16 protein-coding genes are annotated in these 19149 nt (G+C 68.4%); 4 read left to right on the top strand and 12 right to left on the bottom strand.

Translation table 11 applies throughout. The features are described 5' to 3' along the window. Positions 1–120 precede the first annotated feature (120 nt). Genes Poly30_RS12800 through Poly30_RS12765 form a run of 8 tightly spaced genes read right to left on the bottom strand, consistent with a single transcriptional unit; the run spans position 121 to position 10851 of the window. Positions 121–3912, bottom strand: a complete 3792-nt coding sequence (locus Poly30_RS12800; RefSeq protein WP_145197870.1) for a WD40 repeat domain-containing serine/threonine protein kinase — start codon at positions 3910–3912, stop codon at positions 121–123. Next, entirely contained in the window at positions 3909–4547 is a 639-nt protein-coding gene (locus tag Poly30_RS12795; protein WP_145197868.1) for a sigma-70 family RNA polymerase sigma factor, read from the bottom strand. Before Poly30_RS12795 ends, Poly30_RS12800 begins: the two co-directional genes overlap by 4 nt. A 39-nt stretch (positions 4548–4586) precedes the next feature. Then, positions 4587–5993, bottom strand: a complete 1407-nt coding sequence (fumC, locus tag Poly30_RS12790) for a class II fumarate hydratase (RefSeq protein ID WP_145197866.1) — start codon at positions 5991–5993, stop codon at positions 4587–4589. 22 nt (positions 5994–6015) lie between these two features. Beyond that, complete coding sequence (mdh, locus tag Poly30_RS12785) at positions 6016–6960, bottom strand: malate dehydrogenase (RefSeq protein ID WP_145206139.1); 945 nt, start codon at positions 6958–6960, stop codon at positions 6016–6018. A gap of 55 nt (positions 6961–7015) precedes the next feature. Further along, entirely contained in the window at positions 7016–8578 is a 1563-nt protein-coding gene (locus Poly30_RS12780) for a sensor histidine kinase (protein ID WP_145197864.1), read from the bottom strand. After that, positions 8575–9099 carry a Rab family GTPase gene (locus Poly30_RS12775; RefSeq protein WP_145197862.1) on the bottom strand — a complete coding sequence of 175 codons (525 nt, stop codon included), beginning with the start codon at positions 9097–9099 and terminating at the stop codon, positions 8575–8577. The genes Poly30_RS12780 and Poly30_RS12775 overlap by 4 nt, the downstream gene beginning before the upstream one ends. Continuing rightward, complete coding sequence (locus Poly30_RS12770) at positions 9096–10433, bottom strand: hypothetical protein (RefSeq protein WP_145197860.1); 1338 nt, start codon at positions 10431–10433, stop codon at positions 9096–9098. Before Poly30_RS12770 ends, Poly30_RS12775 begins: the two co-directional genes overlap by 4 nt. 37 nt (positions 10434–10470) lie before the next feature. Beyond that, entirely contained in the window at positions 10471–10851 is a 381-nt protein-coding gene (locus Poly30_RS12765; protein WP_145197858.1) for a hypothetical protein, read from the bottom strand. A gap of 533 nt (positions 10852–11384) precedes the next feature. On the opposite strand from Poly30_RS12765, the gene Poly30_RS12760 reads away from it, so the two are divergent. Then, a complete protein-coding gene (locus Poly30_RS12760; RefSeq protein WP_145197856.1) occupies positions 11385–12056 on the top strand; it encodes a response regulator transcription factor in 672 nt (223 codons plus the stop codon). 4 nt (positions 12057–12060) lie between these two features. On the opposite strand, the gene Poly30_RS12755 is transcribed toward Poly30_RS12760, so the two are convergent. The 3 genes from Poly30_RS12755 to Poly30_RS12745 form a co-directional block, all read right to left on the bottom strand. Continuing rightward, complete coding sequence (locus tag Poly30_RS12755) at positions 12061–13107, bottom strand: threonine aldolase family protein (protein WP_145197854.1); 1047 nt, start codon at positions 13105–13107, stop codon at positions 12061–12063. 32 nt (positions 13108–13139) lie between these two features. Then, positions 13140–14315 (bottom strand): pyridoxal phosphate-dependent aminotransferase, encoded by a 1176-nt coding sequence (locus Poly30_RS12750; RefSeq protein WP_419191319.1) that lies wholly within the window; start codon positions 14313–14315, stop codon positions 13140–13142. A 165-nt stretch (positions 14316–14480) separates the two neighbouring features. Beyond that, complete coding sequence (locus Poly30_RS12745) at positions 14481–15155, bottom strand: inorganic diphosphatase (RefSeq protein WP_145197852.1); 675 nt, start codon at positions 15153–15155, stop codon at positions 14481–14483. A gap of 146 nt (positions 15156–15301) precedes the next feature. On the opposite strand from Poly30_RS12745, the gene Poly30_RS12740 reads away from it, so the two are divergent. The 3 genes from Poly30_RS12740 to Poly30_RS12730 are packed head-to-tail and all read left to right on the top strand — an operon-like array spanning position 15302 to position 18946. After that, the gene (locus tag Poly30_RS12740; protein WP_419191318.1) at positions 15302–16357 is read left to right on the top strand and encodes an extracellular solute-binding protein; all 1056 of its coding nucleotides are present in this window, start codon (positions 15302–15304) and stop codon (positions 16355–16357) included. Positions 16358–16367: 10 nt separating this feature from the next. Next, positions 16368–18272 carry an ABC transporter permease gene (locus Poly30_RS12735; protein ID WP_145197849.1) on the top strand — a complete coding sequence of 635 codons (1905 nt, stop codon included), beginning with the start codon at positions 16368–16370 and terminating at the stop codon, positions 18270–18272. Further along, on the top strand, positions 18269–18946 hold the full coding sequence (locus tag Poly30_RS12730) for an ABC transporter ATP-binding protein (protein ID WP_145197847.1): 678 nt from the start codon (positions 18269–18271) through the stop codon (positions 18944–18946). The genes Poly30_RS12735 and Poly30_RS12730 overlap by 4 nt, the downstream gene beginning before the upstream one ends. 3 nt (positions 18947–18949) lie before the next feature. On the opposite strand, the gene Poly30_RS12725 is transcribed toward Poly30_RS12730, so the two are convergent. Next, on the bottom strand, positions 18950–19141 hold the full coding sequence (locus Poly30_RS12725) for a hypothetical protein (RefSeq protein WP_145197845.1): 192 nt from the start codon (positions 19139–19141) through the stop codon (positions 18950–18952). Between the last annotated feature and the right edge of the window lie 8 nt (positions 19142–19149).

The following is a 19149-nucleotide window of genomic DNA, read 5'->3' as shown; positions in this document are numbered from 1 at the left end:
CGTATTTCGGGAGGAGCTTAGGCCCCGTGCGCGCCGGAAGCAACCCGCGGCAGAGAGATCCCGCCAGATTGCGGTCTACCGGCGACATCGACCCACGGAAGGGCTGGCCCCGGCCGCCCTTCATTGGCCCCTGGCGCGGCGCTCCCTGACACGCTTGAGGACGTCGAGGGCCTGACTCCGCGAGACGTTGTTGTAGTAGCGTCCGAGATTGGCGAGCCCGAGGGCGACCTCCTCCGCCGCCTCCAGATCGCGGGCGGTGGTCTCCTCGGCCCGCAGGATTCTTTCGATCTCCACGAGCCTCACGCGCGGCGCCAGGAACGCGAGCAGGAGCGTCTCCGCATCCGAGGGCTCGATGCTCGCCAGTTCACGCATCCTCGCCACGCCCTCGGTCTCGATGAACGTGACGCGCCCGCGCTCTTCGACCGAGATCGGTGGACTGTCCGGAGCCGGGAACTCCAGTCCGGTGAACGTCCCGTAGCGAGACTCCAGGAGCGGTCCCGGCAGTCCGTCGATCACCGACCATAGCTGGAGCGCACCGTCCGCCCCAGCCGTCACGACCCAGCCGCTCGCCTCGTCGGCCGCCACGGCCGTGGCCGATCGAACCTGGGATCCGTTGGAGGCGGCTTCGACGCTCCAGCGAATGGACGGACGAGAACCGTTCATATCGATGAGGTGCAAGCGCTCGTCCCGCGTGAGCACGGCGACCGTCTCGGCCAGCGTGCCGATCCCCGCCGAGGTCACCGGGTGGGGAAACGTCGCGAGCGCCGTGACCTGCGCCAGCGTTCCGTCGTCGTTGACCCGAAGGCTCCAGACTCGCCCGTCCTCGGCGCCGATGACGGTGACTCCGGAGCCCCGATGGTGGTCGAAGGCCGTCAACACGGCGTCCACCTTCCAGACCTCCTGCGTGGTCCAGTTCTTCGCGCCGCTCGACGTGGAGAGCAGCAGGCGTCCGTCGACCGCTGCCGTCAGGAGGTGATTCGGAAGCGCCAAACCGCCCGGCCGCAACCACGCCACCCCGCGCGCCTCGACCGCCTCGATCACCGGGTCGTAGTAGGCCTGTGCCGTCATCTCGGGCGCGATCCACCAGACGCCAACGGACTGGTCGGCCGCCGCCAAGAGGCGCGGCTTCCCACCGACCGAGGCCAGCGCCGTATACCGGATAGACCGCGTGCTCTGCACGTGCACGGCCTGGGGCAGGTGGCGGTCCGTACTCCAGATGGACCACGCGCCGCTCGTCTCTGCCGTCGCGAAGTGCTCGCCCGCCTCGTCGAAAGAGAGCGACTGCACGCCGCTGTAGTGTCCCCGAACCTCCGAGACACCGGGCACGCCGGCGTCGAAGCTCGGCCGAGGCACCACCCGCCACTCGCCGCTCAGGCCACCGGTCAGGATCACGTCCCCGCCCGAGGGCCAAAGGATCGCGCTCGGCTCCGAGAGATAAGAAGCCACCCTTACCATCGCCGGGCCACGCACCTTCGACCAGATCCGCATACGCCCCTTCTGGAACTGCCCGATCACCATCTCGCCATCCGGGGAAATGGCGAGGTTGACCGTTCCGCTCTCGCGGATCGTGAGGTCGCCGTCGGGGATCTGGACCTGGCCCTTGTCCTGGTAGCGGACCGCCGAGCCGTTCTCGCCCTGGGCCACGAAGTAGTCGGAGCCCGAGGCCCCAGCCAGCGCCGTGGCGGCGCTCGCCGTGGTCCCTGACACGCGTCGTACCCGGCCAGACTCGGGCCCGAGAACTCGGATCGGACGATTTCGCACGGCGAAGGCGGCGCGCCCTTCCTTCCCGTACAGCGCAAGCGAGACCGTCGACCCCGGATCGACCTGGTAGAGACGGGGCGCCCAGGGGCTCTCGGCATCCATGTCGAGGACCGCGACCCGGCCTAAGTCCCACGCACAGGCGAGGAAACGGTCCGACGCGTCGAGGGCCACGACGCCCGCGGCCGAAACGTCCCGTAGCACGGCAAGCGCCGCCGTAGCCCGCTCCGACGCTGGCTCGCCCACGGGTGTGACCACTCGCAGCTCCCCCTCCGCCCCGTCCGACACGAGCGCCTCCAGCGAACCAGGCACGAATGCCACGGCCCTCGCGAGTTCGCAGGCCTCTTCGAAGAGGAGCGCACCGGTCGTTCCGTCGTGGACTCGAAGCCCTTCTTCCCGCAGCACCGCCACGGACGCCTGGGTCGAATCCAGCGCCATGGAGAGGATCGGTGCCGCCCCCTCGTCCACGGTCAAGAGCCCCACCTCGCAGCGGGCTTGCATCGTTTCCCAGACCCAGTCGCGCAGCTCAGGCTCCACACGATCCAGGATCCGTAGCGCACGAGCCGTACCGCCGTTGTTGTTGCGCGCGGCCTCGGCGGCGGCGTGGACCTGGGCGTGGTAGAACATACGCTCCGCTCGGGCCCGCCCGGCCTCGACCTCCTTGAGGAGCCGGCTCAGGTCGCGCACGTAGAGTCCCACCACGACCGCGAGAATCAGCGCCGACGCAGCCGCGGTGATCACGAGGCCCCGGTTGCGCCGCGCGAAGAGCTTCGCGAGATAGAGCTTGCCCGGTGCACGAGCGCGGATCGGACGCCCTCCCTGGAACGCGGCGAGGTCGGAGATGAGCGCTTCCGAGGACAGGTAGCGCTCCTCCGGCAGCTTCGCGATCGCGGTCAACACGATGCGCTCGAGATCCTCCGGGATCTCGGGATTGAGCTTCCGCGGCCTCGGCGGCGCGTGCAGCGTGACCGCCTGGACGAGCGTCGCTCGATCCTTCTGATCGAACGCCGGTCGACCGCAGAGCAGCTCGTACAGGATCATCCCGACGCCGTACACATCCCCGCGCGCGTCGTCGCGACCCTGGAAGCGCTCCGGGGGCACATAGCGCAGGGTGCCGACGACGTCTCCGGCCGCCGTTAGCGAGCTGGAGTCCTCGACCTTGCAGAGCCCAAAATCGGTGACGTACGCGCGCCCCGATTCGTCGAGCATCACGTTGGAGGGCTTTACGTCCCGGTGCAGCACGCCCCGCGAGTGTGCGTAGCTGAGCGCCTCGGCGATCTGCTGGGCGATGAGGACCGCGTTGGAGATCCAGGGCTTCGAGATGACCCGGCCCGTGTCGGAGCTATTGAGGTTGACATCGCTCCTGGCATCGCCTCCGTGCTGGCCGTCGCTCGCGGATCCTTCCCTCGCGTAGGCCGCCTCGCCGCGCAGCCGCGCCACGACGCTGAGCGCGCGGTCCACGAGCACCGAGGACTCGGCGCTTGCCGACTCGCCGCGCGCGACGGCCGTCAGTACGTCGAGCGGCACACCATCCACTCGCTGCATCGCGTAGTAGACCTGGCCATCCGCCTCCCCCACCCCGTACACCGGAACGATGCCGGGGTGCTGGAGGCTCGCGGCGGCCTGGGCCTCGCGCATGAACCGTTCGCGGCTCTTTCGATCGACCACGCGGGACGCGGGCAGCACCTTGAGCGCGACCGGCCTGCCGAGAGTTTCCTGAACGGCCTCGTAGACGACTCCCATACCGCCGCGGCCAAGAACGCCGAGGAGCTTGTACTCGCCGAGCCGATCCCCGGATCGGGCCATGGGCGATGCGTCCTCGGCGCGCTTGCCGATCTGATCGAGCAGACTCGCGCCCGGCAGGACCGCGCGCAGCGCGTGCTCGTGTTCGGGGTGAGCCGCGACGAAGTCCTCGACGGAGGGAGCGCGCCCTTCGCGCTGGGCATCGAAGTAGTCCGTGATCAGCTGATCCAGCGCGAGCGCCATGACGTCGCTGGAGTCGGACAATCCGCCGGAGTCGTCGAGTCCATCCACCAGACGGCGCCTCGACAGGATCGAGCTGGACTCGTTCCGCCTTTCGACCCCGTTCCACTCGTCCGATCCGTTCCCTTCGTCGGAATCGCTGTGGGTCTCGACGCCACCGAGGTCCGTCATGACGCGGCGCCATCCCCGCGGCCCTGGGTAAGCCGCATCTTCTCCTGCATGCGCGCGAGCGCACGAACGTAGCGTCGACTCGCCGCCGATGGTTCGATCCCGAGGAGCGACGCCACCTCCAGGTTCGACAATCCTTCGAAATGACGCAGAGCGAGGACCTCTCGGTCGAGTTCACGCATCTGGTCGAGCACGGAGATCAGGCGCTCTTCATCCTCCATGCGCATCGCCACCTCCGAGGGTGTGATGCCGCTGGACATCAGCGCGCCGGCGAGCGTCGCGGTCGTCGCGCCTGGCATACCTCGCAGCGCATCGGGGAGCTCCCGTCGCGCGTCACGCTGCTCGGCGCCCAGATGGCGCCGGTGCATTTGCGTGAGCTTCTGCCCGGCGAGAAATCGCACCCAGAGGAAGAACGGCATGTCCTGCCGCTTGCGGTACTCTCCGATGCGGCCATGGACCTCGATGAACGTGTCCTGGATCACGTCGGACGCGTCCAGCCGACCCCGAAGGCGAGGGTCCATGCGCACGGCCAGCATCCGCGCGATCCGGCCCCGGAACTCCTCCAGAAGCTCGGAGACGGCCTCGGCGTCCCCGTGGAGCGCCACGTCCCGGAACGGGTCTTCAGAAGGGTCCTGCACGGCTGGAGCGTATCACGCTCCCGCCGTCCAGGCCTCATCTCAGACCTGAGGAGATGTCATCTCTGCCGGCTTCACGGCGGCCTCGAACTCGTCCGCCGTCATGAGACCCAGAGCCGTCACCGCTTCGACGAGGGTCGTGCCCTCGACATAGGCCTTCTTGGCCACCTTGGCGGCGTTGTCGTAGCCGATGTGGCGGTTCAGCGCGGTCACGAGCATCAGGGACTGCTTCATGAGGTGATCGATTCGGGCCCGGTCCACATCGAGACCGTGGATGCAGTTCTCGCGGAACGAGTCAGCTCCATCGCTCAGGAGCCGGATCGACTCCAGGACGTTGTGGATCATCACGGGCTTGTACACGTTCAGCTCGAAGTTGCCCTGGCTACCGGCAAAGCCGACCGCAGCGTCGTTGCCGATCACCTGGGCGGCGACCATCGTGAGGGCCTCGCACTGGGTCGGGTTCACCTTGCCGGGCATGATCGACGAGCCGGGCTCGTTCTCGGGGAGCTTCAGCTCGCCGAGGCCAGAGCGCGGCCCGCTGCCGAGCCAGCGGACGTCGTTGGCGATCTTCATCAGCGCGCAGGCGACGACCCTCAGGGCGCCACTCGCGAACACGAGCGCGTCGTGTCCCGCGAGGGCGCTGAACTTGTTCGGAGCCGTCACGAACGGCAGACCGGTCTCCTTCGCCATCTCATCGGCGAACCTGGCGGCGAACCCCGGCTTCGTGTTCAGTCCGGTTCCGACGGCGGTACCGCCCTGGGCCAGCTCGTAGAGAGCGGGGAGCGTCGCCTTGACGCAGCCGATGCCGTCGAGCACCTGCTGGCGCCAGCCCGACACCTCCTGGCTCAGCATGAGGGGCGTCGCGTCCTGAAGGTGCGTGCGCCCGATCTTGACGATGCCTTCCCAGGCGGCTTCCTTGTCCTCGAAGGCCTTCGCGAGATGCTCCAGCGACGGAATGAGCGCGTGAACGATCTCCTCGGCCGCCGCCACGTGCATCGCGGTCGGGAACGAATCGTTGGACGACTGCGCGCGGTTCACGTGATCGTTCGGGTGCACGGGGCTCTTGGACCCCATCTCTCCGCCGAGGAGCTGAATGGCGCGGTTCGAGATCACCTCGTTCGCGTTCATGTTCGACTGCGTCCCCGAACCCGTCTGCCAGACGACGAGCGGGAACTCCGCGTCATGCTCGCCGGCGATCACCTCGTCGGCGGCCCGGATCAGGGCTTCGCGCACGTGCGGCTCGAGCATGTCGAGTTCGCCGATCTCCGCGTTCACGACGGCCGCGCACTTCTTCACGAGACCCAGGGCCCGGATCATCGGCCGCGTGAAGCGCTGGCCACCGATCTTGAAGTTCTGGCGGGACCGCTGGGTTTGCGCACCCCAGAGAGCGTTGACGGGGACCTCGATCGGTCCCATGGAGTCGGATTCGGTGCGTGTGGGGATCGACATGGATCGGGGAGTTCTGGTGGGATCAGAAGAGGCCTAGGTCGCGCATCGCCAGCACGTCCTCGTGAATGGCGCCCGCGGTCTTCTGGAGAAGCGCGCGGGATTCGGTGCGAAGCGGAAGCTCGACGATGCGCTCGACGCCGCTCGCGCCCAGGATCGCAGGCACCCCCATGTAGAGGTTCTCGATCCCGTACTCACCGTTGAGGAGGCACGCGCACGGGAGCATGCGCTTCTCGTCGCGCAAGATCGAGCCCGCCATGGCGACGGCGCCCGACGCGGGCGCGAACCACGCGCTGCCCGTTTTCAGGAGCTTGACGATCTCGCCGCCGCCGCCCTTCGTCCGCTCTCCCATGGCCTCGATGGCGTCGCGATCGAGCAGGTCGAGAACCCCGATGCCGTTGACCGTGCAGCGCTCGGCCATCGGGACCATGGAGTCGCCGTGGGCGCCCATCACCATCGCGTCGACGTCCTGCACCGCGGTCCCCATGGCCTCGCTGAGGAACCATGAGTAGCGCGCGGCGTCGAGCACCCCGGCCATCCCGATGACGCGGCGCGCGGGAAAGCCGAGCGAGTGCCGCATCAGGGTCACCATGGAATCGAGCGGATTCGTGACGACGATGACGATCGCCTCGGGCGACCCGGCGCGGATGTACTCTGCGACGCTCTTCATCACGTTGCCGTTGACCTCCAGGAGGTCCGAGCGGCTCATCCCTGGCTTCCGGGGGAGGCCCGCGGTGACGATGAAGACGTCGCTCCCGTAGGTATCCCGTGGGTCGTTCGTCCCGACGACCCTGGACGAGAAGCACTCGATCGCCGCCGACTGATTCATGTCGAGCGCGATGCCCTGGGGGCGGCCCTCGGCGATGTCGATCAGGCAGATCTCGGGGGCCAGATTCTTGAGCGCCGCGAGATGGGCGCAGGTGGCGCCGACGTAGCCGGCGCCGACGACGGTCAGCTTGGGGGTGGAGATGGCGGTCATGGGGAGCGACAAGGATAAGGCCGAGCCGCCGCCAGAGCGCGCACCGTCAGCTCGAAACCGCCGCGCGCCGAAGAATCACGCGGAACGCGGCGCCGCCGCCTTCGCGGGGCTCGTACTCGGCGGTCCCGCCCCAGCGTTCGACCGTCATCCGGACGTAGAAGAGGCCGAGGCCCGCTGCTCCGGCGGACCCGCCCTGGACGAAGCGCCGGAAGAGGCGCTCGCGGATCTCCTCCGGCACGCCGGGGCCGCGGTCCAGCACGGACAGGACCACGGTCTCGGCGTCCCGCTCCTCGACGTTCACCTCGACCGCGGTGCCCGCGGGCGCGTGCCGAAGCGCGTTCCCGATCAGGTTGGCGATGACGCGCTCCAGGCGATCTGCCCGCCCGACGACGCGCAGTCGGCCGGTGGCCCCGGTCACGAGGAGATCCACCGATTGGACCTGGAAGGCGGCGCTCTGCCGCTGGGCGGTTTCGCGCGCGATCGCCACGAGATCCGGCGCGGTCGCCGGGTCGTCGTCGAACTGCCGCAGGGCCTCGTATTCCGCGGCGAAGACGTCCAGCACGTGACGGATCATCTCGTCCTGGCGCTTCGCCTGGCGCAGGCCGATCTCGATGGCCTCCTCGGCGTCGGCACTGTCCAGCGTCCCCTTCTTGAGGAGGCTGAAGGCCCCGACGAGGCTCGCGAGCGGACCGCGCAGGTCGTGCACGATGCAGTGCAGCAGCACGTCCTTGACCTGCATCTCGTGGCTGAGCCCCTCGTAGGAGAGCTCCGCGTCGCGCTGGCGCTGGAGCGAGGCCTGCATCTCCGCGACGCTCTGGTTCTTGTGCTCGATCACGACGACGCCGCGGCCGTCCGAAAGAGCGAGCGCGTGGGCCTGGAAGGACATGTCGCGCTTCGCTGCACCGGCAGCGAGCGACTCGGGAAGGATCTCGGTCCAGACCCCGGATGACAGCGTCCGGACCTCGGGCCCGTCCGGGCCCGAGCGAGCCTTCCGGAAGAACTCGACCGCGTCGCCCAGGAAGCCCGAGAGGTAGTCGATCGGATCGCCCGGATCCACCACGCGCGGCTCCCCGGCCCCCCAGCCGCAAAGGCTGACGAGCCAGGCCGCGGGCTCCGAGGGCGGTCGGAACGTCCCGTCCGGCCCCTCCTCGAGGAGTTCGTAGCCCAGCGCCGCAAAGGCCTCACCCCGCGCCCTGCGCTCGACCCGCCGCATGCGCTCCGCGCCTGCGAGCCGATCTCGCAGGAGATCGTCCGTGTTCTGTCGCTGCATCGAGGCGTCGAGCAGCTCGACCGTTGCCGAGGTGTCGAGGAACAGTACGTGGGTGACCTCGTCCTCGTGCCAACCGAGCACGTCCGTGTGCGCCTCGACGTCTGGATCGAGTCGCAAGGCCCGCATCTCGACCGCACCGTCGCCCCTCCCGTCCTGCGTCACCACGCTCGACCACGGAACATCCGTGGGCACCGGAGAGCCCACCTGGAGCCATCGGAGTCCGTGGGCGTCGACGGCGCCGCCGATCTCGACCACCTTGCGATCGCGCAAGATCGCCCAGGCCAGCTTCGAAGGACCGCGAACGAGCCGCGCCTGGACGGCCTCTGGAATCTGGCTCATGGGACGTCGCCGGAAAGAAGGGCCCGGGTGAGGTCGCGGAAGGATTCGTCGACGCCGTCGCCGGTCTTGGCGCTGGTCACGCGCGGAGCGAAGTCTGCGCCCACCTTCCGAAGGAGCTCCGGCGCGGGTACTTCCCACTGGGCCACGAGATCGGCCTTGTTGAGAAGCAGGCGCATCGGGACGTCCTTGCCGATGGATTGCGTGGCGGTCTCGGCGATCTGCAGAGCGCTGTCGAGCGTCTGGGGCCGCGTCCCGTCCGCGACGAGCAGCAGGCCCGAGCTGCCTCGGTAGTAGCTCGTGGGAATCGACTGGAACCGATCCTCGCCCTGGACGTCCCAGAGGACGAGGGTCACCTCGGTGAGCTGGCCGTCGTCCACGCGGACCTGAACGAGCTTCTTGTCGATCTTGACGCCAATCGTCGTGTGGTAGCGCTCGCTGAAGATCGAGTGAACGAACCGGCGCACGAGGGACGTCTTCCCCACGGCGAAGGAACCCAGAAGGCAGACTTTCTTCCTGATCACGACCTGACGATAACGCTTTCGATCCCCAGGAGTTCCAGCCGCAGCGCGCGAAGTGCTGCCGCGGCGTCCTCGCAGGCGGCGGGATCGAGGCCGCTGAGGCGAAGTCGCCCCTGTCGGAGATCCATACCGACCCCCGCCGGAATCGAGACGAGCTTGCGAAGCCTCTGGAGCACGATGGCCTCGTCCAGGGAGGTGAAGGGACCGAACTCCAGTCGGACCCCGCGCTTCGAGCGCCCGAGGGCAGCGCGCGCGATGCGCTCGGGGTCCTTGACGAGAGGATCTGCCAGCCCGCGGACGACGATATCGCCACCGTCCAGGTCCGCCTCCGTCACGATCACGCCCGGGGTTCGCCTGAGCGCCTCTTCCGCCCGGCCGAGATCTCGGTTCGCCAGGAAGGAGCGGGCCATCGCCCAGCTCCCGAGGGCCACGAAACCCACCGCCGCGAGCAGCGGGATCAGCCGGATCCAGGGATTCGGACGACGCTTGCGGGCCTCCTGCTCCAGCAGGTCCTCCAGGAGGGGATGGATCGGGGCCAGCGCCTCCGCCTCTCCGTCGAACGCATTCATCTCCGGGCCGTACTCGACGTGCAGCGCCTCGACCGTCTCGACCGCGCGCTCGTGGAGCGTCCTCGGGGGATTCCCGCGCACGACCAGCGCGAGGATGGCCTCGGGCCCCTGGGCAAGAATCAGCGTCAGGTCCTGGAACTCGATCTCTTCGAGCGGCGACTCGTCCGGCGACGCGCCGAACGAGTCCGCGGCGAACTCGCGAATGGCGCTGAGCATCCCGGCCACCATGTCAGCGTCCTGGGTCTTGAGGCCGGGCGGGTGCACCTCCGCCATGATGAGCCCGGAGTCGCGATCGACGAGCAGCACCTGGTCGACGCGGAAGACCAGCGTCTTGAGCAGCACGACCTCGGAGAACGTCTTCCCGGTGCGCGCCGCTTCGAGCCGCCAGCCGATCCCCTTCGGCGACAGCGAGTTCTCCAGGGCGACGTTGAGCGACTCCAGCGACTGGCGCAGGCTCGCCTGGATCATGCTGCGGATCGCGGGGCCGAGGGCGGGGTGAATCGCGTCCGCCAGCGCCTGGGGATCCCGCCGCGCCGAGCGAAAGAGACCGGCCTCGACGGTGGGAGCAAGGGCGCGCGCGATGCGATCGTCCTGGGCCTCCCGGGCAAGGATGGCATCCGGGAGAACGTGGGCGATCGCCTCGGCGCTGACGCCCTTCTTCTCCAGCCGATCCAGTCGTGAGCGCTCCCCCCGGAGAAGGAGTTCCTTGACCTCCGCGAGGGTCTCCCTGGTCGGCGCCTCGGGCACGTTGGCTCTGGTGGACTTCATGGGCGACCCCTTCCAGGGCGCGGCGCCTTCCCCTTGGCTACTGCCCGATCCGATCGGCGAGATCCGCCAGCATGGAGCGTAGATCGGCGCGCTCCACCTTCCGCGTGCCGTGCTCGTCCAGTCGCGCGGTCAGCGCCGTCACTTCGGCACGGAAGTCCGCTCGGACCTGGGACTCGACGTTCTGCAAGCGCTGCTGGAAGTCCTTCTCCAGCTCGGTGAGCCGAGCCGACAGCGCCGACTCCACGGAGTCCAGGCGGCTCGCATGGGCCTTCGAGGTGGCTCCGAAGAGCAGATCCCGGACACGCTGGAGATCCTTGGCGTCGGAATCGGAATGGGGCACGAGGAGACCGCTGTCGGCCGTCTCGGCGTCGTCTGGGAGAGTCCCGAAGGACTCCTTGGAATGGTCGGATGACTTCATGGGAGCGGCAACCCTTGGGGAACGTAGGCCTCCACGAAGGAGACCCCACCCACGGCTCTCTGTCCACTCGGTCAGGGGAAATCATGAAGTCCAACGGCACCCAGGGGCTCTTGAATGAGTCTCGTTCGGCCCTGCGTCGCCCTTTCGAGACTCCGCCGTCGAGGACCGGGTGTCCAAGACCAGGCCTTTGGGACGGGAGAAAGCGGCCCCGACCACCCGAAGGAGGCCGAGGCCCCGCCAGCATTGACGGACAACGTAGGCGCTTGATGAGTGAAGGCCCGTCCCCAGGGTTGATTCCACTCCCACGCCTGCGTTGCGGTGAGCATGTTTGCCGCGTGCCCCCTGGATCCCAAGTGACAGGTCCGTCAGACTCAGGGGGAGACCGGCGCAGCGTCCCCCAGGCGGTCCCGGTGAAGCCCTTCGGACGAATGCCTGACAGGCCTGTCAGCCTCACCCGTCGGCAGCACCCAGCAGAATCCTGACCGCCACTCGATCCCTCGCCAGCATCCCCCACCCCAAGGACGGCCCCTGCCATGCGCGCACTTCTCGTCGACGACGACTCCGACTTCAGGACGTTCTGTCGCCTCGCCCTCAAGACCATCGACTGTGAGGTCAAAGAGGCCCAAAATGCCCACGAGGGGCTGGATATTCTGGACGCGGAGGGAGACGGGTCATTCGACGTGATCCTGCTCGACCTGGAGATGCCGGGCGCCAGCGGGCACGATCTTCTCTACGACGTTCGTGAGAAGGGCGACGCGCTCCCCGTCATCATCCTTTCGGGCCGCTCCGAGGTCGAGGAACGCGTCAAGGCGCTGCGGGGAGGTGCCGACGATTTCATGGTCAAGCCCGTCGACACCGACGAGCTGCTCGCGCGCATCGACGCGGTGGTGCGCCGCCGGAACTCGCTGGCTCCCCTCGACTATGGAGTCCTCACCTTCGACCTCGCCCACCGCCGCGTCAAGCGCGAGGGGAAAGCCTGCCACCTGAGCCCGCGGGAGTACGACCTTTTGCTGCGACTCGCCAAGGGCGGTGGTGAGACGGTCAAGCGGGACACGCTCCTGGAGGACGTCTGGGACCTTGGCTTCGATCCGGGTACCAACGTTCTTGACGTCCACATCGGCCGCCTTCGCAAGAAGGTCGACCGAGACGGCTCGCCGCTGATCGAAACGATCCGCGGCGTCGGCTACCGCCTCAAGCGAAGCTGATCGATCAGGCCACGGGGGCGTGCTCGGAGGTCACCGCCTGGGCCGCCGTCACGAGCTGCTCCAGCTGCGGCGAGCCCACGTCGAGGTGCGTCACGAAGCGCAGCACCTGCGGCCCCATGGGGAGCACGTGAACGTCGTGCGCGGCGAGGGCCTCGGCGAACGCCGCGGCCGTCATCATCTCGGGCGCCACGTGCACCATCGCCATATTGGTCTCGATGGCCGAGGCATCACAGGTGAGCCCGGGCAGGGTGCCGAGCCGCTCGCCGAGCTTCCGGGCCAGCGCGTGGTCCAGCGTCATCCGGCTGACGTTGTCCCGGAGCGCCATCCGCGCCGCCGACGCCAGGAAGCCGGCCTGGCGCATCCAGCCCCCGAGGCGCTTCCGCACTCGCATCGCGCGTTCGATGAACTCGTCGTCGCCCGCCACGATCGAGCCGACCGGCGCGCCGAGCCCCTTGGAGAGACAGAGCGATACGGAGTCCACGTGAGCTGTCCAGTCCGGAGCGCTGATCCCCGAGGCCACGACCGCGTTCGCCAGCCGCGCGCCGTCGAGGTGCACCGGAATCCCGCGTTCCCTGCCGACCGCTGCCACCGCAGCGAACTCCTCCATCGGGATCACGACGCCACCCGCCACGTTGTGGGTCTGCTCCAGGCAGATCAGCGCGGTGCTCGGGCAGTGGATGAAGTTGGGCCGGATGGCTTCCGCGACCTCGGCCGGGTCCATGCGGCCGCTGCGGTTGCCGATGGTCAGGGTCTGGACCCCGTGCAGGTAGCCCGGCGCGCCGCCCTCGTAGGTCGTGATGTGGGACCAGCGCTGACAGACGATCTCGTCGCCGGGACGCGTCCAGGCCCCGAGGGCGACCTGGTTGGCCATCGTCCCCGAGGGAACGAAGAGCGCGCGCGGCTTGCCGAGCCAGGCTGCCGCCTCATCCTCCAGCAAGCGGACCGTGGGGTCGCCGTCCAGGACGTCGTCCCCCACCGGCACGTCGAGCATGACCGCGCGCATGGCGGCCGAGGGCTGGGTCACGGTATCGCTACGGAAGTCAGCGCGCATGGGAGTCGTGGCGTGGGAGAGAGACGTCGGTGTCAGGCCTGGCGATTCGCGAGGTGCTCGCGCACGCGTCGCAGGCCCTCGCGGATGTTGTCCGCGCTGTTGGCGTAGCTGAAGCGCATGTAGCCCTCGCCGAACTTGCCGAAGCTCTTCCCCGAAAGGCACGCAACGCCGGCTTCGTTCAGCAGTTCGTCCTCCAGCGTCTTGCTGGCGATGCCGGTGCCGCTGGTGTTCGGGAACGCGTAGAACGCGCCCTTCGGCATCACGCAGCGGAAGCCGGGGATCGCGTTCAGCTCTTCGTGGATGATCTTGCGGCGCTCGTCGAAGGACGCGAGCATCTCGTCCACGGCCGTCTGCGGGCCGCGCAGGGCCTCGATCGCCGCCACCTGGGTCACGGCGTTCGCGCAGGACGAGGAGTTGATCTGGATCCGCTCGGCGTCGGCGATCAGGTGGCTCGGCCAGACGCCGTAGCCGAGGCGCCAGCCGGTCATCGCGTAGGTCTTGCTCCAGCCGTCCAGCAGGATCGAGCGATCGATCATCGAGGGGTACTGGAGGATCGAGACGTGCTCCTCGCCGTCGTAGAGCTGGCGGCTGTAGATCTCGTCGCACAGGACGGTGACGTGGGGATGCTTCTCCAGCCCGGCGACAAGCTTGTCCATCTCCGAGCGCGGGACGATGCCTCCCGTCGGGTTGGCGGGCGTGTTGACGATCAGGAGGGACGTGGCCGGCGTGATCAGCGCGAGCACGGCCTCGGCGCTGAACGCGAAGCCCTTCTCTTCCTCGAGGCCGTAGGGCACGGCCTTGGCGCCTGACCAGTGGATCATGCTCTCGTAGATCGGGAAGCCCGGGTTCGGATAGATGATCTCCTTGCCCGCCTCGCCGAACATCATGATCGCGTAGAACATCGTCGGCTTGCCGCCCGGCACGATGAGCACGTTGTTCGGGTCGATCTCGGCCCCGCGGAAGCTCAGGATGTTCTCCGCGACAGCCTCGCGCAGCTCCGGCAGGCCCTTGGCGGGCGTGTACTTGTGCCAGCCGTCGGTCAGGGCCTTGCGCCCGGCCTCGACGATGTTCTCCGGGGTGCTGAAGTCCGGGGCGCCGATGTGAAGGTGGATGATGTCCTTGCCCTTCGCTTCCAGGGCTTTGGCCTTGGCGAAGACCTCGAAGGCGGTTTCGGTGCCGAGCACCGACATACGGGAGGCGAGGGTCATGGCTGGTATCAGGGGGAGCTGTTCGCGGTGGCCGGGACGACTTGTGGGGCAACAGTATGCGGGCTGGACGCGCCGGACGCACCTCCTTCTCGGCAGCGCGACCCGTCTCGCCGACGGGCGTGGGCCGAGCGGGAGCCGGCCGAGACCAGGCGGGGCCCGCTCGAATCAGTGCCGGGCCCCGAAGGCCTCCATCGAGGCCCAGAGGATTTCCTCGGCGCGGGCGCGATCCGCGTAACCCCTCGCCACGAGGCGCGGCTGACCGTCCTCACCCCGGCCCTTGTAGTTCTCGAACCAGGTCCGAACGATCGACGTCACGCCGGGGAACTCCGAGTCCAGCTGACCGAGGGACTCGAGGTGTCCCAGCGGCGTCCCCGGCAGGACGGCCACGAGCTTGTCGTCCCGCTCGCCGCCGTCGAGCAGCTCCAGGACGCCGATCACGCGGACGCCGATGACGGTCCCGCGCTCCACCGCTGGCCCGAGGACCAGCACGTCGAGCGGATCGCCGTCGCCGCCGAGTTCCTTCGGCAGGAGCGTGCCCGGGACCATCCCGTAGTTCCCCGGATAGCCGAGGTAGCGAACGACTCGCGGCTGGCCGTCCTCGATCTCCCACGCGAGCTGGCCGTCGGGCTTGGTGATCTCCCACTTCGCGTCGGTGCCAGCCGGGATCTCGACCACGACGTTCACCGCCCCGTCGGCCCGACGAGCAGGGAAATCCCGGACGTAGTCCGTCGCCCCCGGCAGCACCCCGGCGCCGACTCCCCGCGTCTCGGGCTGAATTCCTCCGCAGGCCACGGCGAATGTGAGGAGTGCGTATGCCTGAAGTTGCCTGCGGACCGTCATGCCGTCAGCGTACCGGTTCGCTCCGCTTCGACCTCCCCACCCGGCGTCCCAACCGGCGCGAATCCCTTCCGGCGAGAGGATTTCTGCTCGGATCTGCCTTCGCGGGTGTGGCCGGACCCTGCAGAGGGTCTAGTCTCCCCGACATCATGGACAAGCCCATTCTCCCACTGCTCGGCCTCATTGGCCTCCTCGCCGCATCGTGCGGCTCCGGCGAGGACCTCGTCGTCCGGATCTCCCTGGACCAGCCTTTCTCCGAGGGCCTCGTCAAGGAGTTCGAGAAGGAGACCGGCCTCAAGGTCCGGGCCCAGTACGACATCGAGGCCTCCAAGACCGTCGGCCACGTCCGCGCCATCATCGAGGAAGCGAAGTCCCGCCCGCGGACGGACGTCTTCTGGAACAACGAGATCGCGCAGACGATCCGCCTGGCGGAACTCGGCCTCCTGGAGGCCTACGACTCCCCCAGCGCCCAGGACATCCCCGAGCAGTTCCGGGACCCCGCTCGCACCTGGACCGGCTTCGCGGCGCGGGCGCGCGTCCTGATCGTGAACTCGGACCTCGTGCCCGAAGGCGAGGGGCCCACGGGGACCCTCGATCTCCTCGACCCGAAGTGGTCTGGCAAGGCCGGGATCGCCCTGCCCCTCACGGGCACGACCCTGACGCACGCCACCGCCCTCTACCAGGTCATGGGTGAGGACTGGGCATCCGAGTTCTTCGGCAAGGTGCAGGCCGCCAACGCCGCGGACACGCTCGCGCTTCCGAACAGCAACGGTACGTCGATGCGCAAGGTCGGGGCGGGCGAACTCGCCTGGGCGTGGACCGATACGGACGACTACCACGTCGCCGAGTCCGAGAAGGGCTACCCGGTGCGCCGCGTCTATCCGGACCAGGTGGCCGGTCCAGGCGTTCTGGAGAAAGACGGTGAGCCGCTCGGCACGCTGCTGATCCCGAACACGATCATGCTGATGAAGGATGCGCCGCACCCGGACGCGGCGAAGAAATTCATCGACTGGGTCCTGCGGCGCGAGATCGAGCAGCGGCTCGCCGAATCTGCCAGCGCACAGATCCCTGTTCGCGACGACGTTCCGCGCCCCGCGCACGTGGGCAAGATCGGCGACTTCAAGGTCATGAAAGTCGACTACGCGGCCCTCGGCAAGACCATCGCCGATCGCAGCCTGGAACTCGGAAAGACCTTCAACCAGTAGAGCGAGTCCGATGGCCCCGAAGAACGCGACGCTTCATCCTGCCGCTCGCCCGAGCCGATGGCTCGTGGCGGCCGCGTTCCTCGTGTTCTGCGTGCTCGGGCTCAGCCCGCTGCTCATCATGTTCGAGCGGCTCGCGGCCGAGCCCGAGGCGCTGGAGTCGCTCCTCAACGAGCGAACGCTGACGCTCCTCGGGCGTACCGTGGCGCTGGGGCTAGGAGCCAGCGCCATCGCTCTCACGCTCGGGTTGCCCTTCGGATTCCTCGTCGCGCGCACGAACGTCTTCGGAGCCCCGGCTCTTCGGGCCCTCGGCATCGTCCCGATCCTGATCCCACCGATCATGATGGCGATGACCTGGACGATGATCCTGCCGCTGCGCGGGCCGGTGATGTGCGCCCTGATCCTCGGGGTGTCCACCTTCCCACTCGTCGCGCTCTTCACCGGCCGCGCCGCCGAACGGATCGACGCGCGGCGTGAAGAAGCCGCGACCATGGTCGGAGGCCTGGGCGCGATCCTGCGCATGGAGTTCCCGCTCCTCCTGATCCCCGCCCTCGGCGGTGCCGTGCTGTCGTTCATCGTCTCGATCAACGAGTTCGCGCTCTGCGACTACGTGTCCGCCGTCGGCAAGAAGTTCAACGTCTATGCCGGTGAGATCTTCAGCAACTGGCAGGTCGACGGGAACGAGCCGCGCGCCGTCGCCACGGCGCTCCCCCTCATCGTGCTCACGCTGCTCGCCCTCGTTCCCCTGATGGCACTGCGCCGAAAAGGGCGCTACGGGACCGTGGACGGCCGTTTCGTCGCCCCGGCGCGCCTGAAGCTCGGGAGAGCCCGGGTGCCTGCCACGCTGTTCTGCCTCTTCGTCGTCACGCTGTCATCGCTGGTGCCTATCGGACGCCTCCTCTACGAATCGGGCGGCGGACCGCGCGTGTTCAGCGGCGTCTCGATCCGTCGTGCTGCCTGGACCCAGGGCGGCGGCGCGGCCCAGAACATGCCCGGTGCTCCCGGCGCGGCCGGCGCGCAGGCGGCGACGGATCCGGGGGCCGTGAAGCTCGACGCCAAGGCTCGACAGGAAGCGGTCCGAGCCGCGAACAACGCCGCCCTGCGCGCGGCAGGACAGGTTCCGATCGCGGGCGCCGACGGTCTGGTTCCCCAGGCCCCCATGCGCAAGGTCGACATGAACGCGCCGGAGATCAAGGCCGCGCTCGAAGCCGCGACGACGGACGACCAATCCGACATGGGTGGCGGCCTCGCGACGTTCACGGCCAACTTCAAGAAGAGCTTCAGTCGCGCCTTCGAACTCTCGCGCGAGAGTCTCGTCTCCAGCCTGCTCTTCGCGCTGATCGCGGCGTCCATCTCGCTCCCGATCGCGCTGGTTCTCGGGCACGCGATCCAACGCGGGCGAGCAGGTGGGCTACTGGAGGTGGTGGCGCTGCTGCCGTTGATCGTGCCTCCGACGCTGTTCGGCATCGGCACGATCGTGTTCTGGAACCACGACTGGACGGCGCAGATCTACGACTCGGGCGCGCTCGTCGCGCTGCTCTTCGCCGGGCGCTTCGTGGCGGTCGCGACGCTCATCTGCTCCGGAGCGGTGGCCTCGTTCGATCCCGAACTCGAGGAGTCCGCGCACCTCGCGGGCGCGGGTCCGCTGCGGCGCCTCTTCGGCATCGTCTCGCCCGGCGTCTGGTCCTCGCTGGTCGGCGCCTGGATCGTGGTCTTCGCGCTGTCCGTGCGCGAACTCGACGCCGCCGTCCTCGTCCCCGCGGCGAACGACACCGCGATGTTCCGCGTCTTCAACGCCGTCCACTTCGGCCGCGACGACTTCGTGTCCGCGCTGGCGCTGCTCGTGATCTTCACGGTCCTCTTGCCCGGCCTTCTCTGGAGCCTCTTCTCCAAAGCCCGACTGCGCATTCTCCCATGAGTTCCTCCCCCCCGCCGCCCGCCGTCGAGTGCAAGGGCCTCATCGTCCGCGCCGGAAAGGCCGAGATCCTGTCCGACATTTCCCTGCGCATCGAGCCCGAGGAGCACGTGCTGCTCGTGGGTCCGTCGGGGGCCGGCAAGAGCACGCTGCTGCGCGCCATCGCGGGCCTCGCGGTCCCCTCGAAGGGAGAGATTCACCTGTTCGGCGAGCTGGCGAGTCGTCCCGGGGAGCTGGTTCTTGCGCCCGACAAGCGCGGCGTTGGCTTCCTCTTCCAAGGCGGGGCGCTCTGGCCCCACATGAGCGTCGCGGGCACGCTCGACTTCGTCCTCAAGCGCAAGGGCCAGGACCGCTCGGCTCGCAAGCGTCGCATCGCCGAGCTCCTTGAGATCGTCGATCTGGCGGGCTACGACAAGCGGCGCACGCCGACGCTCTCCGGCGGTGAAGCCCAGCGCCTCGGGCTCGCCCGAGCGCTCGCGACCGAGCCGAAGATCCTCGCGCTGGACGAGCCGCTGGGTCCGCTCGATGCACCGCGCCGGGAGGCGCTCCTGGACCAGCTGCAGAGTCTGGCCAGGCGTTTCGGCCTCACGACGATCCACGTGACCCACGACCCTGATGAGGCCGCACGCGTCGCCACGCGGACGATCACGATGACCGAGGAAGGCGCGCTCGTCTGAGCCTCAGTGATGCCCCTTCCAGATGATCCGCAGCATCTTCAGGTTGATCATCGCAAAGCGCCATATCTGGTAAGGGAGGAAGATTCGGCAGAAGCGAGTCCATCCCGTGGGCAGTGTGGCGAACTTTCCGCTCTGACTGGCTTTCCAGACGTCGCGTGCCGGCGGTTTCCCTTCGGACTGGGTGCTGACTTCCATGGTGAGGT

It is taken from the genome of Saltatorellus ferox (assembly GCA_007751475.1).
GTDB lineage: Bacteria > Planctomycetota > UBA1135 > UBA1135.
This window is presented reverse-complemented; position numbering and strand designations above follow the sequence as displayed.